At 49.4% G+C, this 21,185-nt stretch carries 27 protein-coding genes; 13 read left to right on the top strand and 14 right to left on the bottom strand.

Going from position 1 to position 21,185, the window contains the following annotated elements:
- On the top strand, nucleotides 1–208 hold a 208-nt coding region (locus NG99_RS30050), incomplete at its 5' end, for a hypothetical protein (RefSeq protein ID WP_232298349.1).
- Nucleotides 201–1,562, top strand: coding sequence for a hypothetical protein (locus tag NG99_RS20005; protein ID WP_034896832.1), 1,362 nt, complete (start codon nucleotides 201–203; stop codon nucleotides 1,560–1,562). The genes NG99_RS30050 and NG99_RS20005, both read left to right, overlap by 8 nt.
- A gap of 249 nt (nucleotides 1,563–1,811) precedes the next feature.
- Here the strand turns inward: NG99_RS20005 and NG99_RS20000 are convergent, their stop codons facing one another.
- Both NG99_RS20000 and NG99_RS30045 read right to left on the bottom strand, forming a co-directional pair.
- Nucleotides 1,812–2,063, bottom strand: coding sequence for an ogr/Delta-like zinc finger family protein (locus NG99_RS20000; RefSeq protein ID WP_034896831.1), 252 nt, complete (start codon nucleotides 2,061–2,063; stop codon nucleotides 1,812–1,814).
- Nucleotides 2,060–2,506, bottom strand: coding sequence for a hypothetical protein (locus tag NG99_RS30045; protein WP_232298348.1), 447 nt, complete (start codon nucleotides 2,504–2,506; stop codon nucleotides 2,060–2,062). The genes NG99_RS20000 and NG99_RS30045 overlap by 4 nt, the downstream gene beginning before the upstream one ends.
- Before the next feature lie 791 nt (nucleotides 2,507–3,297).
- Between NG99_RS30045 and NG99_RS19990 the strand changes: the two genes are divergently transcribed.
- From NG99_RS19990 to NG99_RS19965, 6 genes are read left to right on the top strand one after another with little or no spacing between them, the layout of a single operon-like run.
- Complete coding sequence (locus NG99_RS19990; protein WP_034896829.1) at nucleotides 3,298–3,555, top strand: helix-turn-helix transcriptional regulator; 258 nt, start codon at nucleotides 3,298–3,300, stop codon at nucleotides 3,553–3,555.
- Nucleotides 3,552–3,800: a hypothetical protein gene (locus NG99_RS19985; protein WP_034896827.1), complete on the top strand. Its 249-nt coding sequence runs from the start codon at nucleotides 3,552–3,554 to the stop codon at nucleotides 3,798–3,800. The genes NG99_RS19990 and NG99_RS19985 overlap by 4 nt, the downstream gene beginning before the upstream one ends.
- A 13-nt stretch (nucleotides 3,801–3,813) precedes the next feature.
- Entirely contained in the window at nucleotides 3,814–4,341 is a 528-nt protein-coding gene (locus tag NG99_RS19980; protein WP_034896824.1) for a host cell division inhibitor Icd-like protein, read from the top strand.
- Nucleotides 4,338–4,604, top strand: a complete 267-nt coding sequence (locus tag NG99_RS19975; protein ID WP_034896822.1) for a hypothetical protein — start codon at nucleotides 4,338–4,340, stop codon at nucleotides 4,602–4,604. Before NG99_RS19980 ends, NG99_RS19975 begins: the two co-directional genes overlap by 4 nt.
- A complete protein-coding gene (locus NG99_RS19970) occupies nucleotides 4,591–4,932 on the top strand; it encodes a DUF5375 family protein (protein WP_034896820.1) in 342 nt (113 codons plus the stop codon). The genes NG99_RS19975 and NG99_RS19970 overlap by 14 nt, the downstream gene beginning before the upstream one ends.
- Nucleotides 4,933–4,946: 14 nt before the next feature.
- On the top strand, nucleotides 4,947–7,259 hold the full coding sequence (locus NG99_RS19965) for a primase-like DNA-binding domain-containing protein (protein ID WP_034896819.1): 2,313 nt from the start codon (nucleotides 4,947–4,949) through the stop codon (nucleotides 7,257–7,259).
- Between the two features lie 178 nt (nucleotides 7,260–7,437).
- On the opposite strand, the gene NG99_RS19960 is transcribed toward NG99_RS19965, so the two are convergent.
- Nucleotides 7,438–7,935, bottom strand: a complete 498-nt coding sequence (locus NG99_RS19960; RefSeq protein WP_232298347.1) for a hypothetical protein — start codon at nucleotides 7,933–7,935, stop codon at nucleotides 7,438–7,440.
- An 870-nt stretch (nucleotides 7,936–8,805) separates the two neighbouring features.
- On the opposite strand from NG99_RS19960, the gene NG99_RS19955 reads away from it, so the two are divergent.
- The 4 genes from NG99_RS19955 (at nucleotide 8,806) to NG99_RS19940 (ending at nucleotide 10,664) form a co-directional block, all read left to right on the top strand.
- Nucleotides 8,806–9,636, top strand: coding sequence for an RNase A-like domain-containing protein (locus tag NG99_RS19955; protein WP_034896816.1), 831 nt, complete (start codon nucleotides 8,806–8,808; stop codon nucleotides 9,634–9,636).
- 3 nt (nucleotides 9,637–9,639) lie between these two features.
- Complete coding sequence (locus NG99_RS19950; RefSeq protein ID WP_034896813.1) at nucleotides 9,640–9,930, top strand: contact-dependent growth inhibition system immunity protein; 291 nt, start codon at nucleotides 9,640–9,642, stop codon at nucleotides 9,928–9,930.
- A 110-nt stretch (nucleotides 9,931–10,040) separates the two neighbouring features.
- Nucleotides 10,041–10,337, top strand: coding sequence for a contact-dependent growth inhibition system immunity protein (locus tag NG99_RS19945; RefSeq protein WP_034896811.1), 297 nt, complete (start codon nucleotides 10,041–10,043; stop codon nucleotides 10,335–10,337).
- A 78-nt stretch (nucleotides 10,338–10,415) separates the two neighbouring features.
- A complete protein-coding gene (locus tag NG99_RS19940; RefSeq protein WP_034896854.1) occupies nucleotides 10,416–10,664 on the top strand; it encodes a DinI-like family protein in 249 nt (82 codons plus the stop codon).
- Between the two features lie 45 nt (nucleotides 10,665–10,709).
- On the opposite strand, the gene NG99_RS19935 is transcribed toward NG99_RS19940, so the two are convergent.
- From NG99_RS19935 to NG99_RS30035, 4 genes are all read right to left on the bottom strand, one after another.
- Nucleotides 10,710–11,045, bottom strand: coding sequence for a hypothetical protein (locus NG99_RS19935; RefSeq protein WP_034896809.1), 336 nt, complete (start codon nucleotides 11,043–11,045; stop codon nucleotides 10,710–10,712).
- Nucleotides 11,046–11,151: 106 nt separating this feature from the next.
- Nucleotides 11,152–11,622, bottom strand: a complete 471-nt coding sequence (locus tag NG99_RS19930; RefSeq protein WP_034896807.1) for a YrhA family protein — start codon at nucleotides 11,620–11,622, stop codon at nucleotides 11,152–11,154.
- Between the two features lie 8 nt (nucleotides 11,623–11,630).
- Nucleotides 11,631–12,215, bottom strand: a complete 585-nt coding sequence (locus NG99_RS30040; RefSeq protein WP_232298346.1) for an HNH endonuclease signature motif containing protein — start codon at nucleotides 12,213–12,215, stop codon at nucleotides 11,631–11,633.
- Nucleotides 12,193–12,786: a hypothetical protein gene (locus tag NG99_RS30035; RefSeq protein ID WP_232298345.1), complete on the bottom strand. Its 594-nt coding sequence runs from the start codon at nucleotides 12,784–12,786 to the stop codon at nucleotides 12,193–12,195. Before NG99_RS30035 ends, NG99_RS30040 begins: the two co-directional genes overlap by 23 nt.
- 141 nt (nucleotides 12,787–12,927) lie before the next feature.
- Here NG99_RS30035 and NG99_RS19920 point away from each other — a divergent pair, with 141 nt between their 5' ends.
- The gene (locus NG99_RS19920; protein WP_034896805.1) at nucleotides 12,928–13,734 is read left to right on the top strand and encodes a shikimate dehydrogenase family protein; all 807 of its coding nucleotides are present in this window, start codon (nucleotides 12,928–12,930) and stop codon (nucleotides 13,732–13,734) included.
- A 187-nt stretch (nucleotides 13,735–13,921) separates the two neighbouring features.
- Here NG99_RS19920 and NG99_RS19915 read toward each other — a convergent pair whose 3' ends face one another.
- From NG99_RS19915 to NG99_RS19885, 7 genes are all read right to left on the bottom strand, one after another.
- Nucleotides 13,922–14,740: an ABC transporter permease gene (locus NG99_RS19915; protein ID WP_052130799.1), complete on the bottom strand. Its 819-nt coding sequence runs from the start codon at nucleotides 14,738–14,740 to the stop codon at nucleotides 13,922–13,924.
- The gene (locus NG99_RS19910; RefSeq protein WP_052130798.1) at nucleotides 14,737–15,636 is read right to left on the bottom strand and encodes an ABC transporter permease; all 900 of its coding nucleotides are present in this window, start codon (nucleotides 15,634–15,636) and stop codon (nucleotides 14,737–14,739) included. The genes NG99_RS19915 and NG99_RS19910 overlap by 4 nt, the downstream gene beginning before the upstream one ends.
- 23 nt (nucleotides 15,637–15,659) lie before the next feature.
- Entirely contained in the window at nucleotides 15,660–16,742 is a 1,083-nt protein-coding gene (locus NG99_RS19905) for an ABC transporter substrate-binding protein (protein ID WP_034896803.1), read from the bottom strand.
- Nucleotides 16,743–16,822: 80 nt separating this feature from the next.
- A complete protein-coding gene (locus tag NG99_RS19900; protein WP_072017629.1) occupies nucleotides 16,823–17,926 on the bottom strand; it encodes an ABC transporter ATP-binding protein in 1,104 nt (367 codons plus the stop codon).
- Nucleotides 17,927–18,039: 113 nt separating this feature from the next.
- Nucleotides 18,040–19,287, bottom strand: a complete 1,248-nt coding sequence (locus NG99_RS19895; RefSeq protein ID WP_034896799.1) for an acyl-CoA dehydrogenase family protein — start codon at nucleotides 19,285–19,287, stop codon at nucleotides 18,040–18,042.
- Nucleotides 19,288–19,388: 101 nt separating this feature from the next.
- Nucleotides 19,389–20,768 carry a dipeptidase gene (locus NG99_RS19890; protein WP_034896795.1) on the bottom strand — a complete coding sequence of 460 codons (1,380 nt, stop codon included), beginning with the start codon at nucleotides 20,766–20,768 and terminating at the stop codon, nucleotides 19,389–19,391.
- Nucleotides 20,769–20,770: 2 nt separating this feature from the next.
- Nucleotides 20,771–21,184 (bottom strand): ester cyclase, encoded by a 414-nt coding sequence (locus tag NG99_RS19885; RefSeq protein WP_034896794.1) that lies wholly within the window; start codon nucleotides 21,182–21,184, stop codon nucleotides 20,771–20,773.
- Nucleotide 21,185: the final 1 nt, after the last annotated feature.

Below are 21,185 nucleotides of genomic sequence, written 5' to 3'. Positions count from 1 at the left end.
ATCGTGTACAGGGTCTATTTTCCCATCAACTGATTATCATTCGAATACTTTAGCATGGTCTTTAGGTACTTCAGTTAACTCATTTGGCACAAGTCACCACATACTACAAAAAGTACAGGACGCACAATTAATTGCCAACGCTTTCTTAGAACTTTGGGACACTTTATCAAATAGTGATTGTTTAGTATGGAGAAATAGTAATGTTTAATAACTTGGACCAATTTCGCGATTCAGTTAAAAGCACCCTTGCTATGATTGAACATATAAGTCATGAACATAATCATAGTGAATATAAAAAAATCATTGAAAACTCAGAGGTTTATTTTTTAACTGACAATGAAAATACCCCTCCATACTTATTCAGTTGCAATCAGCATGTTACTGAGGAATTGAAAGAAATATTTAAAAAACACGAGAACTGGCTTCCAATCTTTATTTTAATTAGTTACCTGAAAAAACCTGAGCTTATTTTATCTAGGATTGTTGATAAAGCATCACCTTGTGCTTCTATTTTAAATCAAGCACGCACTTGCATCGCTAACTATTCGATACCTAGCCAATTTAGCGAACACTATCTTGAACGTTTCAAAATAGGGGATATAGATACATCCAGACTTCACTCCCCTGATGAGGCTGAATTTATTGGTCGGCAATTAAGTCATTACAATGATCTGCTACCAGACATAATACCTAACGACGTCAGGATTTCATTATACATATTAGCTGAATATAATTGCGAGATGCTAAGTGATGTTTTATCGGGTTCAATAAACGTAGCTAAAACGTACTGCCTTTCATCTTGCATTAGTATGGAAAAAAAAGTTCAGTTAATCAATTCATCCAATACTGAGCACATTTCAAAAACTTTAACGCTTTACATTCTTAACAATACAAATAATAAAAAAAATAACATTGAAAGTTGTTACTTTGTTGAGCTATTTAGAACCCTTTATAAAAAAGGGCAACTTGACTACTGGATGAAATACATTAATAAATATCCTTGTAGGTTCCCACATATACAATCATATTTAGGGGAGTCTCTAGCACTCATTAATTCGCCAGAGGCGCTAGACTCCTATTTTAACTCAATTATGCTCCATAACAATCACTTAGACCAGTCATACATTAATTCTAGAGAACCAGTTTCACATTGCTTAATAACATTCAAGAAACATTCCACCTCGAATTTACAATTTATTTGTTGGGAGAAGGCGTTCATGATATGGAGAGAATGGAATTTTGGCCATGATAAAAAAGATTTATTGTTTTCCGTTTCATCATCAGAGTTAGACTATCCTGTAATTCAGTATTTTCTGAACAATATTACTGAGACAGAGAGGGAACAATATATTGATAAGATATGGGAAACATTATCATCCATTGATAATGTTTGGCATGAATCAAAATCACAGCAAATTAGCTTCTATTACAGATGTGCATCCTCTCTACAATTACCTTTGCAAGCAAGGTTAGCAAAACAAAAAGACGATTTAAATGTGGACCTTTCTTTACGATTTAACTTTGAGCTTTCAAAATATCACCAGATGCTTTTTGGAGTTTAAGAGTTTTGCGCGCAATGCTATCCCCCCCTCGCCTGCCCGCTTTATGCACATCTTTTCATGCAGGTGCATAAAGCCACTCAAGCCGCGCCCTGTATAGCCTCAACGCATGTTGCTAACGCAAGTTTTTGCATGCGAATCCATGCACTCCATGCATGCACGGCTCTTTACAAACCGGCTTGCCAGAAAAAAGGCTTCAAACGGCGAATAGCAGACACAAAAAAGCCGCTGTGTGATCAGCGGCTGCGAAGATTAATGAGTGATTCGAAATGCTGAGCCGTATCGGCCTAACGTCTGCCGCTCTTTAACCGGCATCGGCGCAACTTCCTCAATTGTTTCCGGTGGTGGCGGCGAGGTTATGACTTTCGTGATGCTTTCATTCGTCTTAAACGTGCAGGAGCAATCCAGATTCGTACACTGGTGATAGCGCTCTTTTACCTGCTCGGACATGTAGCGGCTGGATTTTGCGTGCGCCGGGCTTTTGCAGTAAGGGCAGTGCATCATTGCTGGTCTCCCTCCTGAAGTTTTAAACGCTGCTCCCTGATTGATTCCGCCAGCTTCTGACGGCGTAAAGGACGCGAATAAAGATCCATATCAACACCCGTCAGAGCCGGACGACGCACACCGATAGATTCCAGTAATGGAACTTCATTTAGAACACGTTCAGGAAGCGCGGCCGCAGCTCGCGTCAATGCTTCCCCTACAAGCCCAGCGATATCGCGGATCGGGTCACGATCGTCTCCGACAAAGGTTGAGGCAATTTTTTCGCGCTGAATGCGCAACTTGATCGCCCATAGCAACGAAGGGCTAACGTTTCGCAGCGCCGATTCCCAATGCGAGTCAGCAAACTCAGTAAAAGCAGTTTGATGTGCTTCAACGTATATTTTACCGCTGGTACAACAGCACAGCACGGCGTACTGCTTATCTAGCTCCAGTTCTTTCAACAATCCCGCAAACTCATCGGCCAGTTCTCGATTGGCTATACGCTGAGTGTGTTCGGCGCGAAGTTCCTCCGTGAGATTACCCCGCAATTTTCGAAAATTAGTGCGCCAGTTACTCTCAGCTTCCTTACCCGCCTCGATAGCGGCCTGACGCTCTTTTTCTCAACGGGTGATGTTAGCGACAACACCATTAAATGCCGTCATCTGTTCAGTATGTTCCGCTCGCGCTTTTTCGAATCGAATTAGTGAGGCTGATTTGTTTTCTGTTGTGTTCATCTTTGTCTCGCATCATCTGTAAAGGATGAGGACATTCTGTCGTGCACCAACGGACAAATCATTTCAATGCTTTCTGCCTGTCGCTCAGCAAACAAACCCAAAATTGCGGCTGGAACACACCTTAAATACTTTTAGTTCTTATAAAACTATTCACTACTGTTCACCAAGGTAAAAAAGATAATAAATACAGTAATTAAAGTAGTGAATAGTTACATATTAAGTCTTCACTCAGTGTTCACTAGTCTTCACTGACTTTCAAATAGCAGCCTTTTTCTGGCTAGCTATTTATAGAATTTATTCCTATTAATTAACTCACTTTAATTTGCATTAGCTATTAAAAGGCAAACATTGGTAGACATTGGCAAACAGGGTGTAACAGGATAGAACAGAGCTGAATTTAGCTCATTTATCAGCAAACAGGGGGTTGTTTACATTAGATAAAATATTCTCAAAATAGGGAGTTACCTAAAGACACACCCGGAACCGGGCAGCACCGGCCGGACTCATTATGAGGTAACACCATGCACGCAGTTTCATCCGCTTCATCCCCAACAACGCCTATCACAGGTGATGTTTCCTATCCCCGCGATCGCTTTATGCGCCTACCAGAAGTGATCAACACCAGCGGCCTGTCCCGCTCAACTATTTATGACTTAATCAGCCGTGAGCAGTTTCCGTCGCAGATTTCCCTTGGTGGTAAAAACGTTGCCTGGCTGGCCTCTGAAATTGATGGCTGGATGCAGTCACGCATCGCACAGCGCGTCGGAGGTGGAGCATGATCACGCTGAATTTCAACACCAGCTCATTTCCACTAACCAAAGATGAAACAGCCTTCATTGTTGAAAGCCTCACAAACGCACTCAGTGATAAGCCACCAATCTCACCTTCTTTTAACAGCGGAATGCACGGCCATATTTCGGTTATGGGCAAAAAAGCTCACTCGAGAAAACACATAACGGGCAAAGCTGACAGCAAACGCCGATCAAATCCGCAGCAGTCCGATCAAGTCCTGACCGATTGCTGAGGAAAACGCCCAAATGAACGAAAAAAGCCTTTTCTCTGGCGAGCGGTCGTTATACAGTTTTTGTGCTGCCGCAAAATCGGTAGCCGGGATTTGCAGCCCGTGTAACTCAATGGCGACACAACACGCGCCACGCGTGTTTTTTTGTGTCATTGCTCAGGCATACCTATTTTTCGGGCTGTGGTTCTTTATCCGCAGCCTCTGTCAAATAATGGTGGCTCGGGCGGGGCGGCCTTCGGGCTGGCCGGTATCCATTGAGGCCGGTACTGCAAACCCCGTTCGGGTCACCACCCATGAGATTTGCAGCTCCGGTGGTGGCGTTAACCGCTACTCATTGGAGATTGTCATCATGGCAACGGTTCTAACTATTACTCGCCCCAAATTCACTTATATTTTCGCTGCCGTGCGCCGCACCGATCACGCTGCCCGTCCCTGCATGCTGCGTTATGCGGCAGAAGACGAGCGCACAGCTCGTGCCAATTTCGTTCGTGATTATGTTCTGTGCTTTGCTGGCCGCGTGCCGGTACAGGCGGTGGCTGCATGAATACTCTTGCCGCTCGCACCAACAGCAACAGCACCTATTCAATTCCACACGCCGATTATCTGCGCCTGCTGCATGCTCATTCCGTCGGCGTAACAGTGCTTGATATGTTCGATTCCGTTCATTGCCTCAGCGCTCAAAGCTGCGTGCCTGACAGCGCCGCGCTGGCTTCTGTCGTTGCCCTTCTCACCGATCAGCTCGGTAAAGTCGTTGAAACCTGTGATTCCCTGATTCTTGCCACGGAGGCCCGCCATGATGACCGCTAATAATTCCTGCTTACCTGTTGAAGTCCGTACTGCAGTTTACCGTCGTGCGCTGGCGCAGGGGTATCTCAACGCCTGCAAAACACTGGGGATCACCGTTTCGGCAACACTCGACGAGCTGCAGATGACCATCGCGCTTGAGCTGGAAGGATTTTACGTGCGTCGCCACGGCGCAGAAGCCGGAATGGAAATGGCCTGCACCATGCTGGGCGATATGGTTGAGCCTGACCTGCTGACCGCGCCGCCGCGCCTGACGCGTCTTGGCGCAACCATGATGGATGAGCTGTTCTGTAGCCAGCTTGCCGCAACCCGCCGCGCCACGTTGCACTGAGGGAGATCGAGCAGATGAAACACATTGTCTCTGACACGGTAAAAGCGGCCGCCGGATTCTGGCCGCAACTGCTGCCCGCGCTCGGCATCAGCATTCACGCCAGCGGCAGACACGGTGCATGCCCGGTTTGCGGCGGTAAAGATCGTTTCCGCTTTGATAATCAGGACGGTCGCGGGACGTGGCACTGCAATCAGTGCGGAGCCGGTGACGGCCTGAATCTGGTTGAAAAGGCGCTCGACGTCAGCGCCAAGGAAGCAGCAATCAAAATCGCTGATATGCTCGGCGCGCTGCCACCGGTATCAAAAGCACCGGTGAACACAGTTGATAAAGCAGTCGCACAATCTGAGGCCGCCGCGCGGGCGCAGAAGCTGATCGCCGCCGCCGTCAGCCGCACGGATAACGCCTACCTTTTATCGAAAGGACTGCACAGCACTAAAGCGTTGACGCTGGCTGCTGGTCTGCGCTATGGCGGAATCAGTTTTGCAGTTGGCGACCTGCTTGTACCGCTGACGGACGAAAGCGGCAACGCCGTGAACATCCAGCTAATCAGCGCCTCTGGCGACAAGCGCACCCTGCCCGGTGGACAGGTGAAAGGTGCTTATCATCTTGCAGGCGAGCCTGATAGTAAAACGCTGTGGCTCACCGAAGGTTATGCAACCGGCCTGACGGTTCAGCGCCTGACCGGGCAGCCGGTTTATGTAGCGCTCAGCGCGAATAATCTCCCGGCACTTGCCGCGCAGCTTCGTAAAACCAATCCTGATGCACTGATGCTGATTGCCGCCGATCGCGACGACAACGGCACAGGCCAGCTAAAGGCAGAGGAAGCCGCGAAAGCCTGCAAGGGCAAGGCCGCTTTACCGCCGGAAACCGGCGACTGGAACGACGTCTGGCAGGCACAGGGCGACATCGCGACGCAGGTGCTACTTACTGCCTTTACTCAGCCTCAAAAGCCAAGCCCGTTCGAGTACTTGAGCGAAGCCGACCTTAAAGCCATGAGCGCCAGCGAAAAGGCGGAGCTGCTGGTCGATCACTACGGGCAGGCGCTGGCCGTGCCGCCCGTCGGGGAGGAAATCTGCCGTTATGAGAACGGCGCGTGGCAGGTGATGCCGGTACAGACGCTACGCCGTGAGATCGCCGCGCTGTTTCAGAAGGTGCGCGCACCGTTTTCAGCGGCCGGAATTGGCAGCGTACTCGATACGCTCAAACTGATGGTGCCGCAAATGGGCGAACCGGCGCGCCGCCTGATTGGTTTCCGTAACGGCATTTTTGATACGACGAACGGCACATTCAGCCCGCATCGCCGCGAAAACTGGCTGCGCACGGTAAACAGCGTTGACTACTCCGCGCCGCGCCCCGGTGAAAATCTTGCAGACCACGCACCTAACTTTTACCGCTGGTTAACGCGGGCGGCCGGACATAATCACGACAAGCAGGAACGCATCCTCGCGGCGCTATTTATGGTGCTGGCAAACCGCTATGACTGGCAGATGTTCCTTGAGGTGACTGGTCCAGGTGGAAGCGGGAAAAGCGTATTAGCCTCGATCGCCACGCTGCTCGCTGGCCGCGATAACACCACGTCCGCCACCATCGACACGCTGGAATCATCGCGCGAGCGTGCCAGCGTAGTGGGATTTTCGCTGATTATTCTGCCCGATCAGGAAAAATGGAGCGGCGACGGCGCAGGCATTAAGGCGATTACCGGTGGCGATGCAGTTGCCATCGATCCCAAGTATCGCGACGCCTATTCAACCCATATTCCGGCGGTTATTCTGGCGGTGAACAACAATCCTATGCGTTTTAGCGATCGCAGCGGCGGCGTGTCACGTCGCCGGGTAATCCTGACGTTCCCGGAAGTAATCCCGGCAAAAGAGCGCGACCCGCAGTTACTGGATAAGATCGGCGTTGAGCTGGCCGTGATTGTCCGTCATCTGATGCAGCGCTTCGCGTCACCTGATGAAGCGCGCGAGCTGTTGCAGGCGCAGCAATCATCCGGTGAAGCGCTGGAGATAAAGAGACAGTCCGATCCATTGGTCGATTTCTGTGGCTACCTGATGCCGCTGAGCACGCCGAATGGACTGTTTATTGGCAACGCCAACATTCGCCCGATCAACCCGAAGCGCTATCTCTATCATGCCTATCTGTCATTTATGGAATCGCGCGGGCATCAGCACCCGCTCAGCCTGACGGCTTTCGGCCAAGCGGTGCCGCAGACGCTGAAAGAGTACGAGCGCGTGCTGCTCAAACGCCGAACTAATAACGGCATACAGACCAATCTCACGCTGCATGAAGACAGCGAGGCAGATTGGCTGCCCGCATGTAGCGCCTGATAACATCATTCCATATAAACCGGCTTAGGTCGGTTTATATGATTCACGCAATTACTAATTTCAACTAAGGTAAGCTATTAGCGAGCAGTGAACTGTAGCTATCGATGTTTTCTATGTTGTTCGCAAACCTCAGCATAAAAATGAGCTATCCATTCTTCATAACTACTAAGATGTGTAATTAACCCTCGAATGTCTGCCACATCGAAAATAGCATAGGCAGCGGTACCAGAATTAATTTTTCTCTCAAATGTTTTTTTATAATCTTGGGCGTCACTTGCAAAAAAATCATTCCATCTTCATTAGGGATTCTTTTTGCAGCCCAATGTGCAAAGATATTTCTATAATCTCTACGGAATTTGATTTCTTTTAGTTTATCTATGGTCTCATCAACTTTTGATGATTCAACAAGATTATCACTCACTAATTCGATTAACTTGTCTAAAATGTATGGGACGTTCACCCTGTCCTTTGATTTTGTTTTAAAAAGCCCCGTCGACTTAAGATTATTGAACAATCTGTGTATATTTAGCTCGATAAAGCAATACATCTGTATATATTTCCCCAAGAGCATGAAATCCTCGCTTGTGAGATTCCACAACTCATTCGCTTGATATTTATTTGCTTCTAGCTCTAAATATTCCGTTCTTGCATTTCTGTATTCACTCGGTAAGGCCATAACGACATCCTTTTTTATTTTAGATGGCTTAGGTAAGAATATCACACTTCAATTTCTCTGTGGTTAAAGCGCTCACACGAGATGTGTATAGCAATACAAACTACAGATCTTTATCATCAGCTTCATAATAAAGAATTTTAAGCCCGCCTCTGGCACAGAGCTAACCATTAACAGCATGCATCGCCTCATAATGTCATATCATGCATACCACCTTCGCCGCTTTTTCTTATCTCGGCTAAGGTGATCACCCTTAGTGCACACTAGTGTACATTCCACCTCAAACCGTTCACGACCTAACACAATGAATTTAATAAATAAAAACCAAAAGTGAACAGTGTGAACACTTTTCTCTCAAATCATTTTATTTTGGATTTAGCGCCGTTCATTCGTTATCATTGCCTTGCCGTTCCGGGATATGAGATCCAATAATTGGTACACGTTTAGGTACACAGAACAAAGTTGAATTAGATAAAAACACATAAATTCATGAGCTTGTGGAACATGTTCAGATTCCGCCAGCTCGATTGGTTACCAGACCCACTCGACAAAGTCCTGAAAGCCCGCAAGGCGTAAGCCCTGCGGGCTTTTTTGTGCCTGTAACCTTTCGACCCGATCCGCCTGAATCCAGTGATAATTGGTACATGTTTAGGTACACACCGTAATGTAGGCCAAAAACGTATACCAATTATGGATGGAAATCACTCATGGCGCGGATTAAACGCCCCCTCCTCTGTATAAATATTCAATAACGAAATTCTCTATGGTGAGGGTTAACCCTTTTCTATCGCATTTTTCGCAGCGATTGGAACAACGCGCCTAAAAAGTGGATATAATCTGGTCGCATATATTTTGATCACATGAGGTTTCATCATGGATGATGGCATAAAAATCGTAATGTCCCCGGTTCAACTTGCTGCGGCTTTATCTGATACAACAGTCACCGAATCGGAAACAAGGACTAACCGTCTTATGGGCGGACTGGGTCTGGTTATGGGAACACTTGAGCTGGCCGGAGCAACTGCGCTTTGTATCGCACCCGAGCCTACGGGGTTGACAAAAGCAGCCTGTGCCATTGTTGGCGCTCATAGCATGGATAGCATTAATACCGCAGCGAATCAGGTTCTGTCCGGCACGAATGTTCGAAGTGCAACATACCAAGCCGCTGTTGAGATGGCAAAACAGTTTGGAGCTGATGACGATACCGCCTGGAAGGTAGGTCTTACTGTTGATGTTGCTGTACCTATTGCGCTTTCTCTGGGGCTGGGAGCGGCGAGAGTTGCTGCCGTCCGCACAGGGCGTATCAAACTTATTCAACATGAATCGGTGATGGGCAACAGACCTGGTGGTCATGCAATTTTGAAGCATGTTGGTAAGACGCAAGATGAATTAGCGACCCGGCTAAAAAGCACTGAAAATATGGCCAGGCCGCCAAATGCCATTAGCTCTTTTACCAATATAGATTTAGCCGAAAAGTCAGTATCTGATGCATTAAAGGTAAATAAAGAGTGGATAAAAACGTGGGCAGCAAGTAGCCCAAGACACAACTTCACCATTACATACGATACAGGGAGGACTATTGGTTATTCTCTTTTCAGAGGAAGTGACAAACTGACTCAGGCAACCAAGGTAAAAGTCGTTCTCAAATATGAATGGTACAATGGTAAACCCTATTATATTCTAACTTCACTCCCGGAGGTGTGAATCATGATCTTAACCACTAATATTGATATTTTGATTGAAGGAACATTAAATCAGGACTTTGATTTTATTACAGGCGCTGATACCATTGATGGCGCCATAGATATCTATACAGCAGAATTGACACCTGAAGATCGCGAAGACTTAAAAAAAGAAGTGATAGAATTTCTTACGTATGACGATGAAACGATAAAATCTGAATTCAGGGATAGGTATATTAACTCTTTTGCGCCCGAAGACGGTAAAGGGTTGCTCTTGCGCATACTTGAAGGCATAGAGAAAGTTCAGCCACACTGATTGAAATATTAGACGCGAAAGTGGATTAAATTCTCTATCGTAGAGCATTGAGCAAACCTCAAATAAACCCTATTACATTATCACCTCTTTCCCGGACTTGTGAGCTGACTATGAGCAATGCACCTCTTGCCCCAAACTTGGATCTATGTCTTGTGGGAACACTCAACCAGGACTACGACTACATAACTGGCGCGGATACCATGGAAGGTGCCATTGATGTTGTAGTCGACGAGGCAACGCCAGAAGAACGTAGAGATCTACGTAAAGAAATTTCTGACTTTCTCCAGCTCTCAGAAGAAGAGATAAAAGAAGAGTTTGCCATGAGATGGAAAGATATTTCACCTGATTACGCTAAGATTTTCTTAACGTATTTCCTTGAGAGCATCGACAGGCATAGTGACCTTTGAGGGACCTCATAAACCAGCATTGGTATACGGTTAGGTATGCCAGTCAAAGTTGAATTAATAAAAATTAAGTACAAACAGATGGTTACGAGATTTACTCATATTCCGCCAGTTCATGAGAAGCGCAATATTGAAGGGCTTTCCAACGCCAAAGAAGTGATCCTGTCTGAGCTGGATAAGCGCGTTAAGCGCGTCTTTCCGCATGCTGATGTGAGGGTTAAGCCGATGATAGGCAATAGCAGTATCAACAGTGACGCAACGGTTAAACTGAACACGGTGATTGAAGAGGTATTCAATGAGGCTGATATGTGGATGGGCGACGTGGAATGACGATTTATGGCCGGGAATGCCGGCCACAATGAAGCGTTCAATACTTCAGAAGAAGAAAAATAAGCCTGTCTTACAAGCTATAGCCTTATCTGCCATGACCAAAATCTGGGCTATATTTCCATCATCAGCCGTGTCCTCAGCTGTCCGGGCAATAATTTCTCTGGCCACCTTCAGATCATCTGATTCAGTGATGCTTTCATCTTCACAATCATCAATACAAATATCCAGCGAGTTATTGAGCCGTTCAAATATGCCATAGCCCCATAATTTATCAAATGTACCTTTGTCCAGGGAAAATTCGATTAAGTCGCCTTCAATATTTTCCTCAAAATCAAGGCGAGACATAGCCTCTGCACTGACAGGAACGACGATTTTTTTCATAATTATTCTCCTTTAATCCTGAAAGAGGTGTTCGATGAGGTGGATATGTAGATGGTATAAAAGCAAAAAAAAAGTGTGACCGGTTGGTAGTACCGGCCGGTCGTTCTCAGTCTTCAAGAGACGCCACAAGTTTGTCTGCTTCAAAATTTAGCAATTCTGCCAGAGAGTCGTGGGACTCATAAACTGTATCTGTTCCTATTCGGTCGCGCGACTCCCATTTCTGGTTGCTCGTATTGTAAACGAAACTGTCGGTATTACTGGTACCGATGTAAATCAGCCTCTCAAAACCTGGAGCTTCCAGACCCGGTTCTGACAATGCCCTATTATTTTCAATAAGACGGTAGGCCCTTAAATCCTTTTCGCAGTTAATACCAAAGAAATAAACTCCATCAGCGGCAAGACCATCGCTGTTTTTTAATAACTCATAATACTCAGACCAAAATTCACCCCCGACAATACCCACATTTCGGCCAAAGTCATGCCTAATCGCTTCGCCTGTAAAAGCTGGAATTGACGGTAGATTATAGTAACGCCTCACGGTCTCGAACTTACTAACTGCCTTTTTAATTTCGCTCATTTCATCACCTATGGGTAAATAACACCTTTGGGTTTAGGCCATAACACTGTGGGTGCTTCGCCACCTGAAGTTAGCGATCTTGATATGTTCGCTTGTGCGTTTGTGAAAACAGGATGTATACCTTCATTTTTGATCAGAACCAAGTTATCAAAACTATTGGTCCCGCTGTCGTCCAACGGCAATTTATGATGTACCTGATACCCATCAGGAACCCCACCTTTTGATAATACTCCCCGCTGAGTTTCACTTAAACGCTGAACCACATTTGAATTATCAGCGATGGATTTAACAAATTTTTTCCTGACCCCATTATCAAATGCGCTCCTGAGAATTCGGCTTTCATCAGGGGAACGCTTAATATACTGCATTTTTACAATTTCAATATTTCTAAGAAAAACGGGAGACTTTCTGTATTTACCAAGAAAATCATTCAGCTTTTGGATTTCTGAAATTGATGTTGGATGCATACTTCCACGACCAATGGCGACTATTGAACTCAGAGCCACCAGAGAGCCAGCAGTCTGCTCATTCAGTACCTGGTCAAACCCCTCCGCCGCCTCACCGCCCAGCTTACGGGCTGTATCCGCAAACATCTCCGGATTCTGGTTGTACGGCCAAAAGGCGGCCAGCCGCTTTGCTGTTGATGGTGCCAAAGGTTTGCGGATTCTTTGTCGCATGCGCGTGCTGTTCGGGCGATGCGCTATATCCTCCGACACTCCGTGACGTTGGCCGTGGTTTCCCTCCCCTGCTGCGATAGTCTCTGCGGCTTACCGAGGTACTGTATTCGCGGAGAATTCTTTCAGCGCCGCCGAAACGAAACGCATGATGATCCGTGCACACCAGTAAACCATCATCATTGATGTAAAAGAGCGAGCCCGGTAAATGGCGAACATCCAACATCACCACCTCGCCAGAAAAAATCATTCTTTCAAGCTTTTCTTTTTGCCACGGGCCGTGTGGCGGCTGTTGATAGGCATATGTTCTTCCGTCACGCTTTTGCATGTTAACAATGTAGCTACTGTAGCTGTGGCGATCGTCAAATTCATACTCACGACTAATGCGGGACCAGGCTCTGAAGGGGGGAAGTATCCACTCATAACGCTCGGGATCAAGGTTATCAGCGGCAAGATAATATAAATCCGTTCCCGGTAAGCTGAAGCTCATATCCATTCCATGGAAATAAAATTTAAAGAACAAATCCTACCTTAACAAAGATGAACAGAGTGAACACTTTTCACAAAATATTTTTCCCCGCAAACTTAATGCAGTAGGGTTAGTAAATGTTCAGCAATGAGAGAAAGATGTATGGATATTCTTGAACAGGTTGATGGCAAGCTGGCTATCCTCGGAATTTTGGGCGATCCAATCAGCCAGGTTAAAGCCCCTCTGATGATGAACGCGGAGCTCAAACGTCTTCAGATTGCTGATACGTTAATGGTTCCCTTCCATGTAAACAGTGAAGGTTTAAAGCAGCTGGTTATCGGCCTTAAATCCCTGCAAAACTTCCGTGGCGCAATCGTCACCATGCCGCACAAAAAAGCCATACTGCCGTTGCTGGATCAATTGTCTGTTCAGGCAAAAGCGATTGGAGCCTGTAACGTTATCAGGAAAGAGGCAGATGGTAGCCTGAGTGGCACCATGCTGGATGGAGAGGGTCTGGTTAGCAGCCTGATCTCGAACGGGCATCCGGTTCTGAATAAAAGCGTTTACCTTGCTGGGGCCGGAGGTGCTGCCTGCGCAATTGCCCATGCTCTCGCTGCACATGGCGTATCAAAGCTTACAATATACAACCGAAGCAGGAATAAAGCGGAAGCTCTAAGGCAAACTTTACAAAACCAATATGCTGGCATCACGGTGGGGATTGGTTCAAATGAACCGGTGCATCATGATATCGCTATCAACGCAACTTCCGTAGGCATGGGTAGCGATGAAAGCGTGCCTTTTTCAGTTGAAAAGCTGCAAAACTCGGCGCTGGTCTGTGACATCATCATCTTCCCGGAAAGAACAAAACTGCTTCAGGATGCAGAGCGAAAAGGCCATCCCACCCATTACGGCCGCGCGATGCTGCAACATCAGATCAGCCTGATGCGGGAGTACATGTTAAATCAATGACTTGACGACTAAGACGGTTCTCTTTTTTTAGAGTTTCGCTCAACTATGACAAAAAATAATTGATAAACGTTTAGATACACAGCGGAAATATTAATGGGTTAAAACCATATAAAAAAGACTGTTGATTCATTCACATTCCGCCAGCGCCCGCAACATATTAGCGGATGCCTTCAGGCATCCGCTAAACTTACCCGGTCATCTGTTTGGTGCGTCGCGCCGTCAGCCACTGCACCATGACCACCAACCCTAATCCCAGCACGGACACCAGCGTCATCATGGTGGAAACCGCCGCAATCGTCGGATCGATAAACTGCTGTACGTTCACCCAGATCTGGCGCGGCAAGGTCGGCTGTGTCAGCTGTGATAAGAACAGGCTGAGAATGATATCGTCGAATGACTCAATAAACGCGAACAGCGCAGCACTGATCACGGCCGGTCGCAGCATCGGCCAACTGACATACCATAAAACCTTTGGCGATGACGCGCCCAGACTTCTGGCCGCCCATTCCAGCCGACGATCAAAGCCATAAAGCGCGGCGGTCATAATCATCACCACATAGGGAACGGCGATCAGCATATGCGCGATAACCAATCCCATCAGGCTTCCCAACAAGCGCAGATGCATATAAAGGAAATACAACCCGACCGCCGTGACGATTTTTGGAACGATCAGCGGCCCCATTAGCAGTGCGCGCAGCAGATTTTTCCCGATAAATTTCCCGCGCACCAGGCCAATCGACACCAAAATACCCAGAACTAACGAGCAGATAGCGGTAAGTAACGCCACCACAATGCTGACATGAGTCGCCCCCATCCAGTTAGGGTCGTTAAAATAGTTGTGGTACCAGCGTAGCGACAGCCCCTTAGGCGGAAACATGATCATTTCGCCCGGGCTGAAAGAGACCGCGATGATAATCAGAATGGGCGCAATCAGAAAAAACAGCACCAGTAATGAAAATCCCGTCAGGCAATAGTGCCCCAGGCCGCGTTTAGCGGTGGCGATCATTTTGCACCTCCCCACATCGTGTCGAGATTCACAAAACGTCCTGCCAGCAATTGCAGCGCCAGCGTTAATACCAGCAAGATTACCGACATGGCGGCGGCCAGCGACCAGTCCAGCGCTTCATCAATCTGTAGCGCAATCATCGACGGCAACGTGGTTTGATGAGGTCCGCCCAGCAAGGCTGGCGTGATATACATACCAATCGCCAACATAAAAACGAGGAAACAGCCGGTGAAAATTCCCGGCTGGGTTAAGGGCAGAAAAATACGGCAGAATGCCGACAGTGGTGAAGCGCCAAGACTGCGCGCGGCCAGCATCAGGTTGCGGTCAATATTATTCATCACGCTGTACAGCGACAGAATCATGTACGGCAACAGATAGTACACAAGCCCGGTCACCACGGCGAAATTCGTCCCCAAAAAGGGAAACGGCGCCTTGATAAGCCCCCATTGCAGAAACAGAGTATTGACGATGCCCTCGCGACCAAGAATGACAATCCAGGCATAGGTGCGTACCAGCCCGCTACTCCAGAACGGGATTAATACCAGCCCCATCAACACGACTGCCAGACGCCGATCCACGGTAATCAACCAGAAAGAGACCGGATAAGCGATCGCCAGTACCACCAGCATGGTGCCAATGCCTAATAACAGGGTGTATCCCAGCATCCACCAATAGGCCGGCTCGCTGAAAAATGTCAGGTAGCCGTCGAGGGAAAATTTTCCTGACCAGACGCTTTGCCAGATCATTTGCGCCAGCGGGAAGCCGAAAAAAATCAGATAAAAGACCACCGTCGGCGTAATCAGCCAGGGAAAACGGCGCCGATGACGTAGAACAGCGGTTACATTATCAACGCGCTGCGCATTCACCACATTGCCGGTTACAGATATTCTCGACATTTTAACTCTCCATCAGGCAAGGCCTAACGCAAACTCATCTGCGCCCAGCGACGGGCAATATCCGGTCGTGCCTCACTCAGCCATTTTGCATCCGCAATGCGTCCCAGCGCCGCCGTTTCCGGGTTCCCCGGCAGCAGTTTTGCCACTTCCGGTGAAATATAACGATAGGCGTCACGATTAATCGGACCGTAATTGGTGGGTGCCGCCAGCTGCGCCAGACGCGACGGCTGACAAACCCATGACAGGAATTTCATGGCGTTTTGCTTATTCGCCGCACCTTTGGGAATCACAAAGAAGCTGGGGAAGGTTAAATGCTGATTCCAATTAATACCTACCGGGATATGGCTTGCCAGCAGAGGCGTGACGCGGCCATTCGGAATAATCGCCATATCGGCTTCCCCTGTCGCCAGGTTTTGCGCCACCTGAGCATAGCCGTCGGCATAGATCATATCGTTGCTCAGACTTTTCAGCTTATCGAACGCCTTTGCCAGATCAATCGGGTAAAGTCGTGATAAATCGCCATTCATTGCCAGCGCTGCCTGCTCAACTGGCGGACGTGTTGCGCCGATAGAACTGCGTTTACCAGGAAAATCGCGGGTATTCCAGAAGTCAGCCCAGCTCTTTGGCGCTTTATCCGCCGGAAATTTTGTCGTGTTGTAGGCCATCACCATCGCCCACTCAATCGTCGGGAATGCAGTACTCCACTTCATATCGGCAGGGATCCCGCTCTGACACTCGGCGGGAATCGACGACCAGTCAATGTCTTCCAGCAGCCCATCATGACTCAGTGCGGTCACCGTATCTGCGGAGACATCGATAATATCGGCTTCCACATTACCGGACTGAATCATCACCTTCAGCTTGGCGTAGTTATAGCCAGCCCCTTCTTTCACGTTGACGCCAGCGTCTTTAGCAAAAGGCTTAAACCAATATTGACTCTGTGCCTCTTGATACTTTCCACCAAGAGAGAGGATCACCAGCGCTCCCGCCGAACCTGGCTCTGGCCCGGCGGCACTGGCTGCCGATGCGCCGAAAAGCGAGAACAGAGATGCGGTGAACAGTGTACGGCAAAGACAATTCAGAAATCCCAAACGGTGCAGGCGCATAACGACTCCTGATGAAAACAAAGTGAATAATTGTTGTGTACAAGGTCGGCTGGAGAAACAGCACGGCCCAGCCCCTGCGCTCAGCGGCGCAGTAAAATGCCATCCTCAACATGCCAGCCAACATAACAGTGTTCGCCGGTTTTAATCGGCAACCCGATACCTCGATTGGGCCGCTTTATGCGTATTTCCTGACCATCAGCAAGGCGCACGCGAAACAGTGAGGCATCCCCCAGATAGATCTCGCCCACCACCTGGGCCGATAATTTGTTCTGATAGCTATCCGTTTCCAGGCAAAGATGTATCCGTTCCGGGCGAATAAAAATAACGCTTTCCCCCGCATCCTGGTCATCCCCCATCACCACGCGAACGTCGCTGGTGTCGCCTACCCTGACTAACGCCTGTCCTTGAAATTGCTGGCGTATTTCACAGGGAACAAAATTGGACTCGCCGATAAAACTCGCAACGAAGCGATTATCCGGCTTCTCGTAAATCGTCCTGGGCGGGCCATAGCAGGAAATACGCCCGTTCTCCATCACCGCCACCTGGTCGGACATGGTCAGCGCTTCCTCCTGATCGTGCGTGACGTAGACCACAGTCAGACCCAGTTCCGTTTGCAGGTTCTTGATCTCCTCCTGCATCTGCAAACGCAGACGACGGTCCAGCGCCCCCAGAGGCTCGTCCATTAACACCAGAGAAGGGCTGAACACCAGCGCGCGCGCCAGCGCCACGCGCTGCTGTTGCCCGCCGCTTAACTGGACTGGGTAACGATGAGAGAAGTTTTCCAACCCTACACGTCTCACAAAATCCGCCGCGCGCTCAAGCCTCTCAGCGCGCGGCACTTTGCGCATTTTTAAGGGAAAGGCCACATTATCCAGCACGGTCATATGGGGAAATAAGGCATAGTTCTGGAAGACCATCCCAATATCACGCTTATGTGCTTCAAGGTGGGTAACCGGCTGACCGTTAAGCAAAATCTCACCCGCTGTCGGTTCTATAAACCCAGCAATCATCATCAGCGTGGTCGTTTTTCCCGATCCGCTGGGCCCAAGCAAGGTCAGAAACTGCCCAGCCTCCAGCGACAACGATACGCCGCGAACCGCGCCAAAATTATCGTAGTAGCGCTGTAACTCATTTAACTGAAGCGTGGCCCCTGATGTCATGGTGGTCGATGTCCTCTGCTTCATCGGCGGCATTCGCCGCCCTTCATGATTAAACTTCCGTCCTCCCCTTTCCTGGCGTAAGCAGCCCACCAGAATGAGGGATTCTGCCTGTCATAATGAGCGGGACTGACGGACGCTTAGTGTGCTGGCGCCTGCAAACCAAGCTCGCGCCAGGTCAGCGGTTTGATACTTTGTGAACCATACTTCTGCTTCGGCGCGTAATGACCGGCAACCACGGCATCCGCCACCAGCTTCAGCAGTTGAGACTCACGGGTATGCAGCGATGCGGTGCGGATATCGCGCCAGAAACGCTCCAGCGGCGCACTACCAAACAAGGCACGGGTGCCCACGATGTCAAAACCTTTCGACACCACCAGCAGTGCGGTCTCCCGTGCGGTGTGATGAGCGCTCAACGAGGCGCGCGCCGCCTCACCCCAGTTTTTTTGTTCCCACAACATATTGGCGTAGAGGCAAGACCCGCGCGCCGCCTGAATCGCACTTTGTAACTCCCCTACCAGTACCATCAACCCTTCTTCATTCTGTAAGAAAGGACGCGCGCGCAGCACGTTGACGATATAGTCCATGGAACCTTGTGCCGCGCCCAGCAACTGGAATGCCTGAGACAGTTCAAGAGTGTAGGGATCTTTGTGGACAAAATCGGCTGGCTCACCCAGAACGTTTTCCCAGGGAATAAAGACATCGTTGAGAGTGGCGCTCCAGCTCACCGAACTGCGCAGTCCAATAATTTCATCCCAGCCATATTCATTGAAAGTCAGGCCGGGACTGTCTTTGGTGACGATGGATAACGTCAGACCCTCGCCGCCGGAGCTGGCGCCCGGCGCCATGCTCCAGTACAACAGGTAGTCGGCAACCGGCCCATTGGAGCAAAAGTGCTTGTTCGCGTGAACCCGAAAGCCGCCGTCAACCGGCACCATGTCCGCCTGGAAAACCAACTTGCGCGAGGTGTTGCTGCCCGCAACCTGTTGACGGTGATCCACCTCACTGCCTAACGAGCCCATCAAAGCGCCGCGTTTCGCCACATCGCCAAGAATGCGCGCTTTCTGTTCTTCATTTCCTAAACGCGCCACCGCGCCACACTGGTGATAATGAATGATCAGATCCCAGCCCGTCGCCGGACAGGCGCGGGAAACCGCTTCGGTGACCAGATAGGCCGCCAGATGTACATTTCCCTCCGGCGTACCATGACCACCGTAAGCTTCCGGCACCGCAAGGGCCAGCAATCCTGATTCACGCAACAAATCAAAAGTTTCACCAGGAAAACGCGCCTGCTGATCGTATTTTTTCGCCAGCGCGGCGATCTGCTCTGCCAATCCTTCCGCCACGCCAACCCAATATTGCTGCTGCTCACTTATCGCGCCAATCATTCTCAGACTCCCATCCCATTTGTGAATAAATTGTTTAATTACTGTTCATTAAATGAACACATTATTTGTATACTGTATACATAATATTTTTGGCAAGGACTTTATGCCCATTTGGTCAGAGCCAGTTCTTCAAGCAACTGTCCCCAGGCCATCTGCCCACGGGCGAATTGCTCAAGGCGAAAGAACTCATTGGGGCTGTGGAATTGTTCGTCGGGCAGGCCAAAACCAAAAACCACCGTCCCCACGCCCAGCTCCTGCTCGATCAGCGACAAAACCGCAATGGAACCGCCGGACTTGGTGTAGTAAGGCTCCCGACCATAGAGACGGCGCAGAACGCGACTGGCCGACTGGTTTCCCGGATGTTCCAGCGGCATACGGTAAGGGTGTGCGGCATTGGGCAGTACGGTTACCGCTAAGGTGATACCCGCAGGCGCTCGCTGCCGTAAGGCTTCCGCCACGCAGTGGGCGATCTGTTCCGGCTGTTGGTTTGGCACCAGGCGACAGGTAATTTTGGCGCTGGCGCGAGCTGGAATAATGGTTTTCACCCCCGGACCATCGTAACCGCCAGTGATGCCGTTGACCTCCAGCGTGGGACGCAGCCCAATGCGTTCCAGCGTGCTGTAACCGCTTTCGCCAGACAACGCTGGCGCACCGCTACGGGCCAGAAAGGTGCTTTCACTGAAGGGAATGGCTGCCAGCGCCTGACGTTCGGCGCTGTTAACCGCCTGCACTTGCTGATAGAAACCAGGTACCGCAACCTGACCGTTTTCATCGTGCAAACCAGCAATCAGCGAGGCTAACGCATGAATGGGATTAGCCAGTGCCCCGCCATACGAACCTGAATGCAGTTCCTGTCGCGGACCGTTGACCTCTATTTCCAGCGCACATAAACCACGAAGTCCGGTACGTAAATCGGCCTCGCTTTCACTCCATTGCCAGCCGTCGGCGCTGACCGCCAAATCGCAATTCAGACGCGCTTTATGCTGGCAGATGAAGCCAGGCAGGTCGGGGCTTAAGATCTCTTCTTGTCCTTCAAACAGCAGTTTGACGTTGACCGGCAAACGTCCCTGGGTACGCAGCAGTGCTTCAATCGTCAGTACAGGCACTAACATATTGCCCTTATCGTCCGTCGCGCCGCGCCCATACAGCCGCCCGTCGGCAATCCAGGGTTCGAATGGCGGATGGATCCACAACGCCTCATCCCCCGCTGGCTGTACATCAAAGTGACCGTAAATCAGAATGGTCGGCGCACCTTCTTCCGCATGCAGCCATTCGGCATAAACCAGCGGATACTCGCCAGCCGGGAGAATCTCGACTGACTCCAGCCCCGCATCGACCAAGCGTTGCTGCAACCACTGCGCACAGCGCCAAACCTCCGGCAGCAATGCCGGTTCGGCAGAAACACTGGGGATACGCAGGAAATCCATGAGTTGCTGGATAAACCTGGGCTGATGCTGTTGCAGATAGTGAGGCCAGCTCATATTCAGGCGCCTCCAATCTGCCTGAGTAAGGCGAGAGAATCGCGCACTACCCAACTCTCGCGAATTTTTCCTTCGCTGACACGATAAATGCCAATCCCCGGTACGTTAACCGCCGCGCTGGCTGGCGCCACTCCCATAAACATTCCCTGATGAGTTCCCAGCATGGAATAACGCGCGACCACCAGATCGCCTTCGCTCAATACCGTATCAAGCCGCATTTCAACATCGGGAAAGGCCTCCAGTGTCGAAAAATAGTTTTGCTCAATACCAGTTGGCCCGCGTAAGGTCCCGCGCGCTCCGGCATGGTTCACGTATTCATCGGCAAATAAATCAACAATGATCTCAGGCTTCCGCTGGGCCCATACCTGGTCATAGTAATATTCCACGACCTGACGCGGCGAACGTGACTGGTGCATA

The sequence above is a fragment of the Erwinia typographi genome, from assembly GCF_000773975.1.
GTDB lineage: Bacteria > Pseudomonadota > Gammaproteobacteria > Enterobacterales > Enterobacteriaceae > Erwinia > Erwinia typographi.
This window is presented reverse-complemented; position numbering and strand designations above follow the sequence as displayed.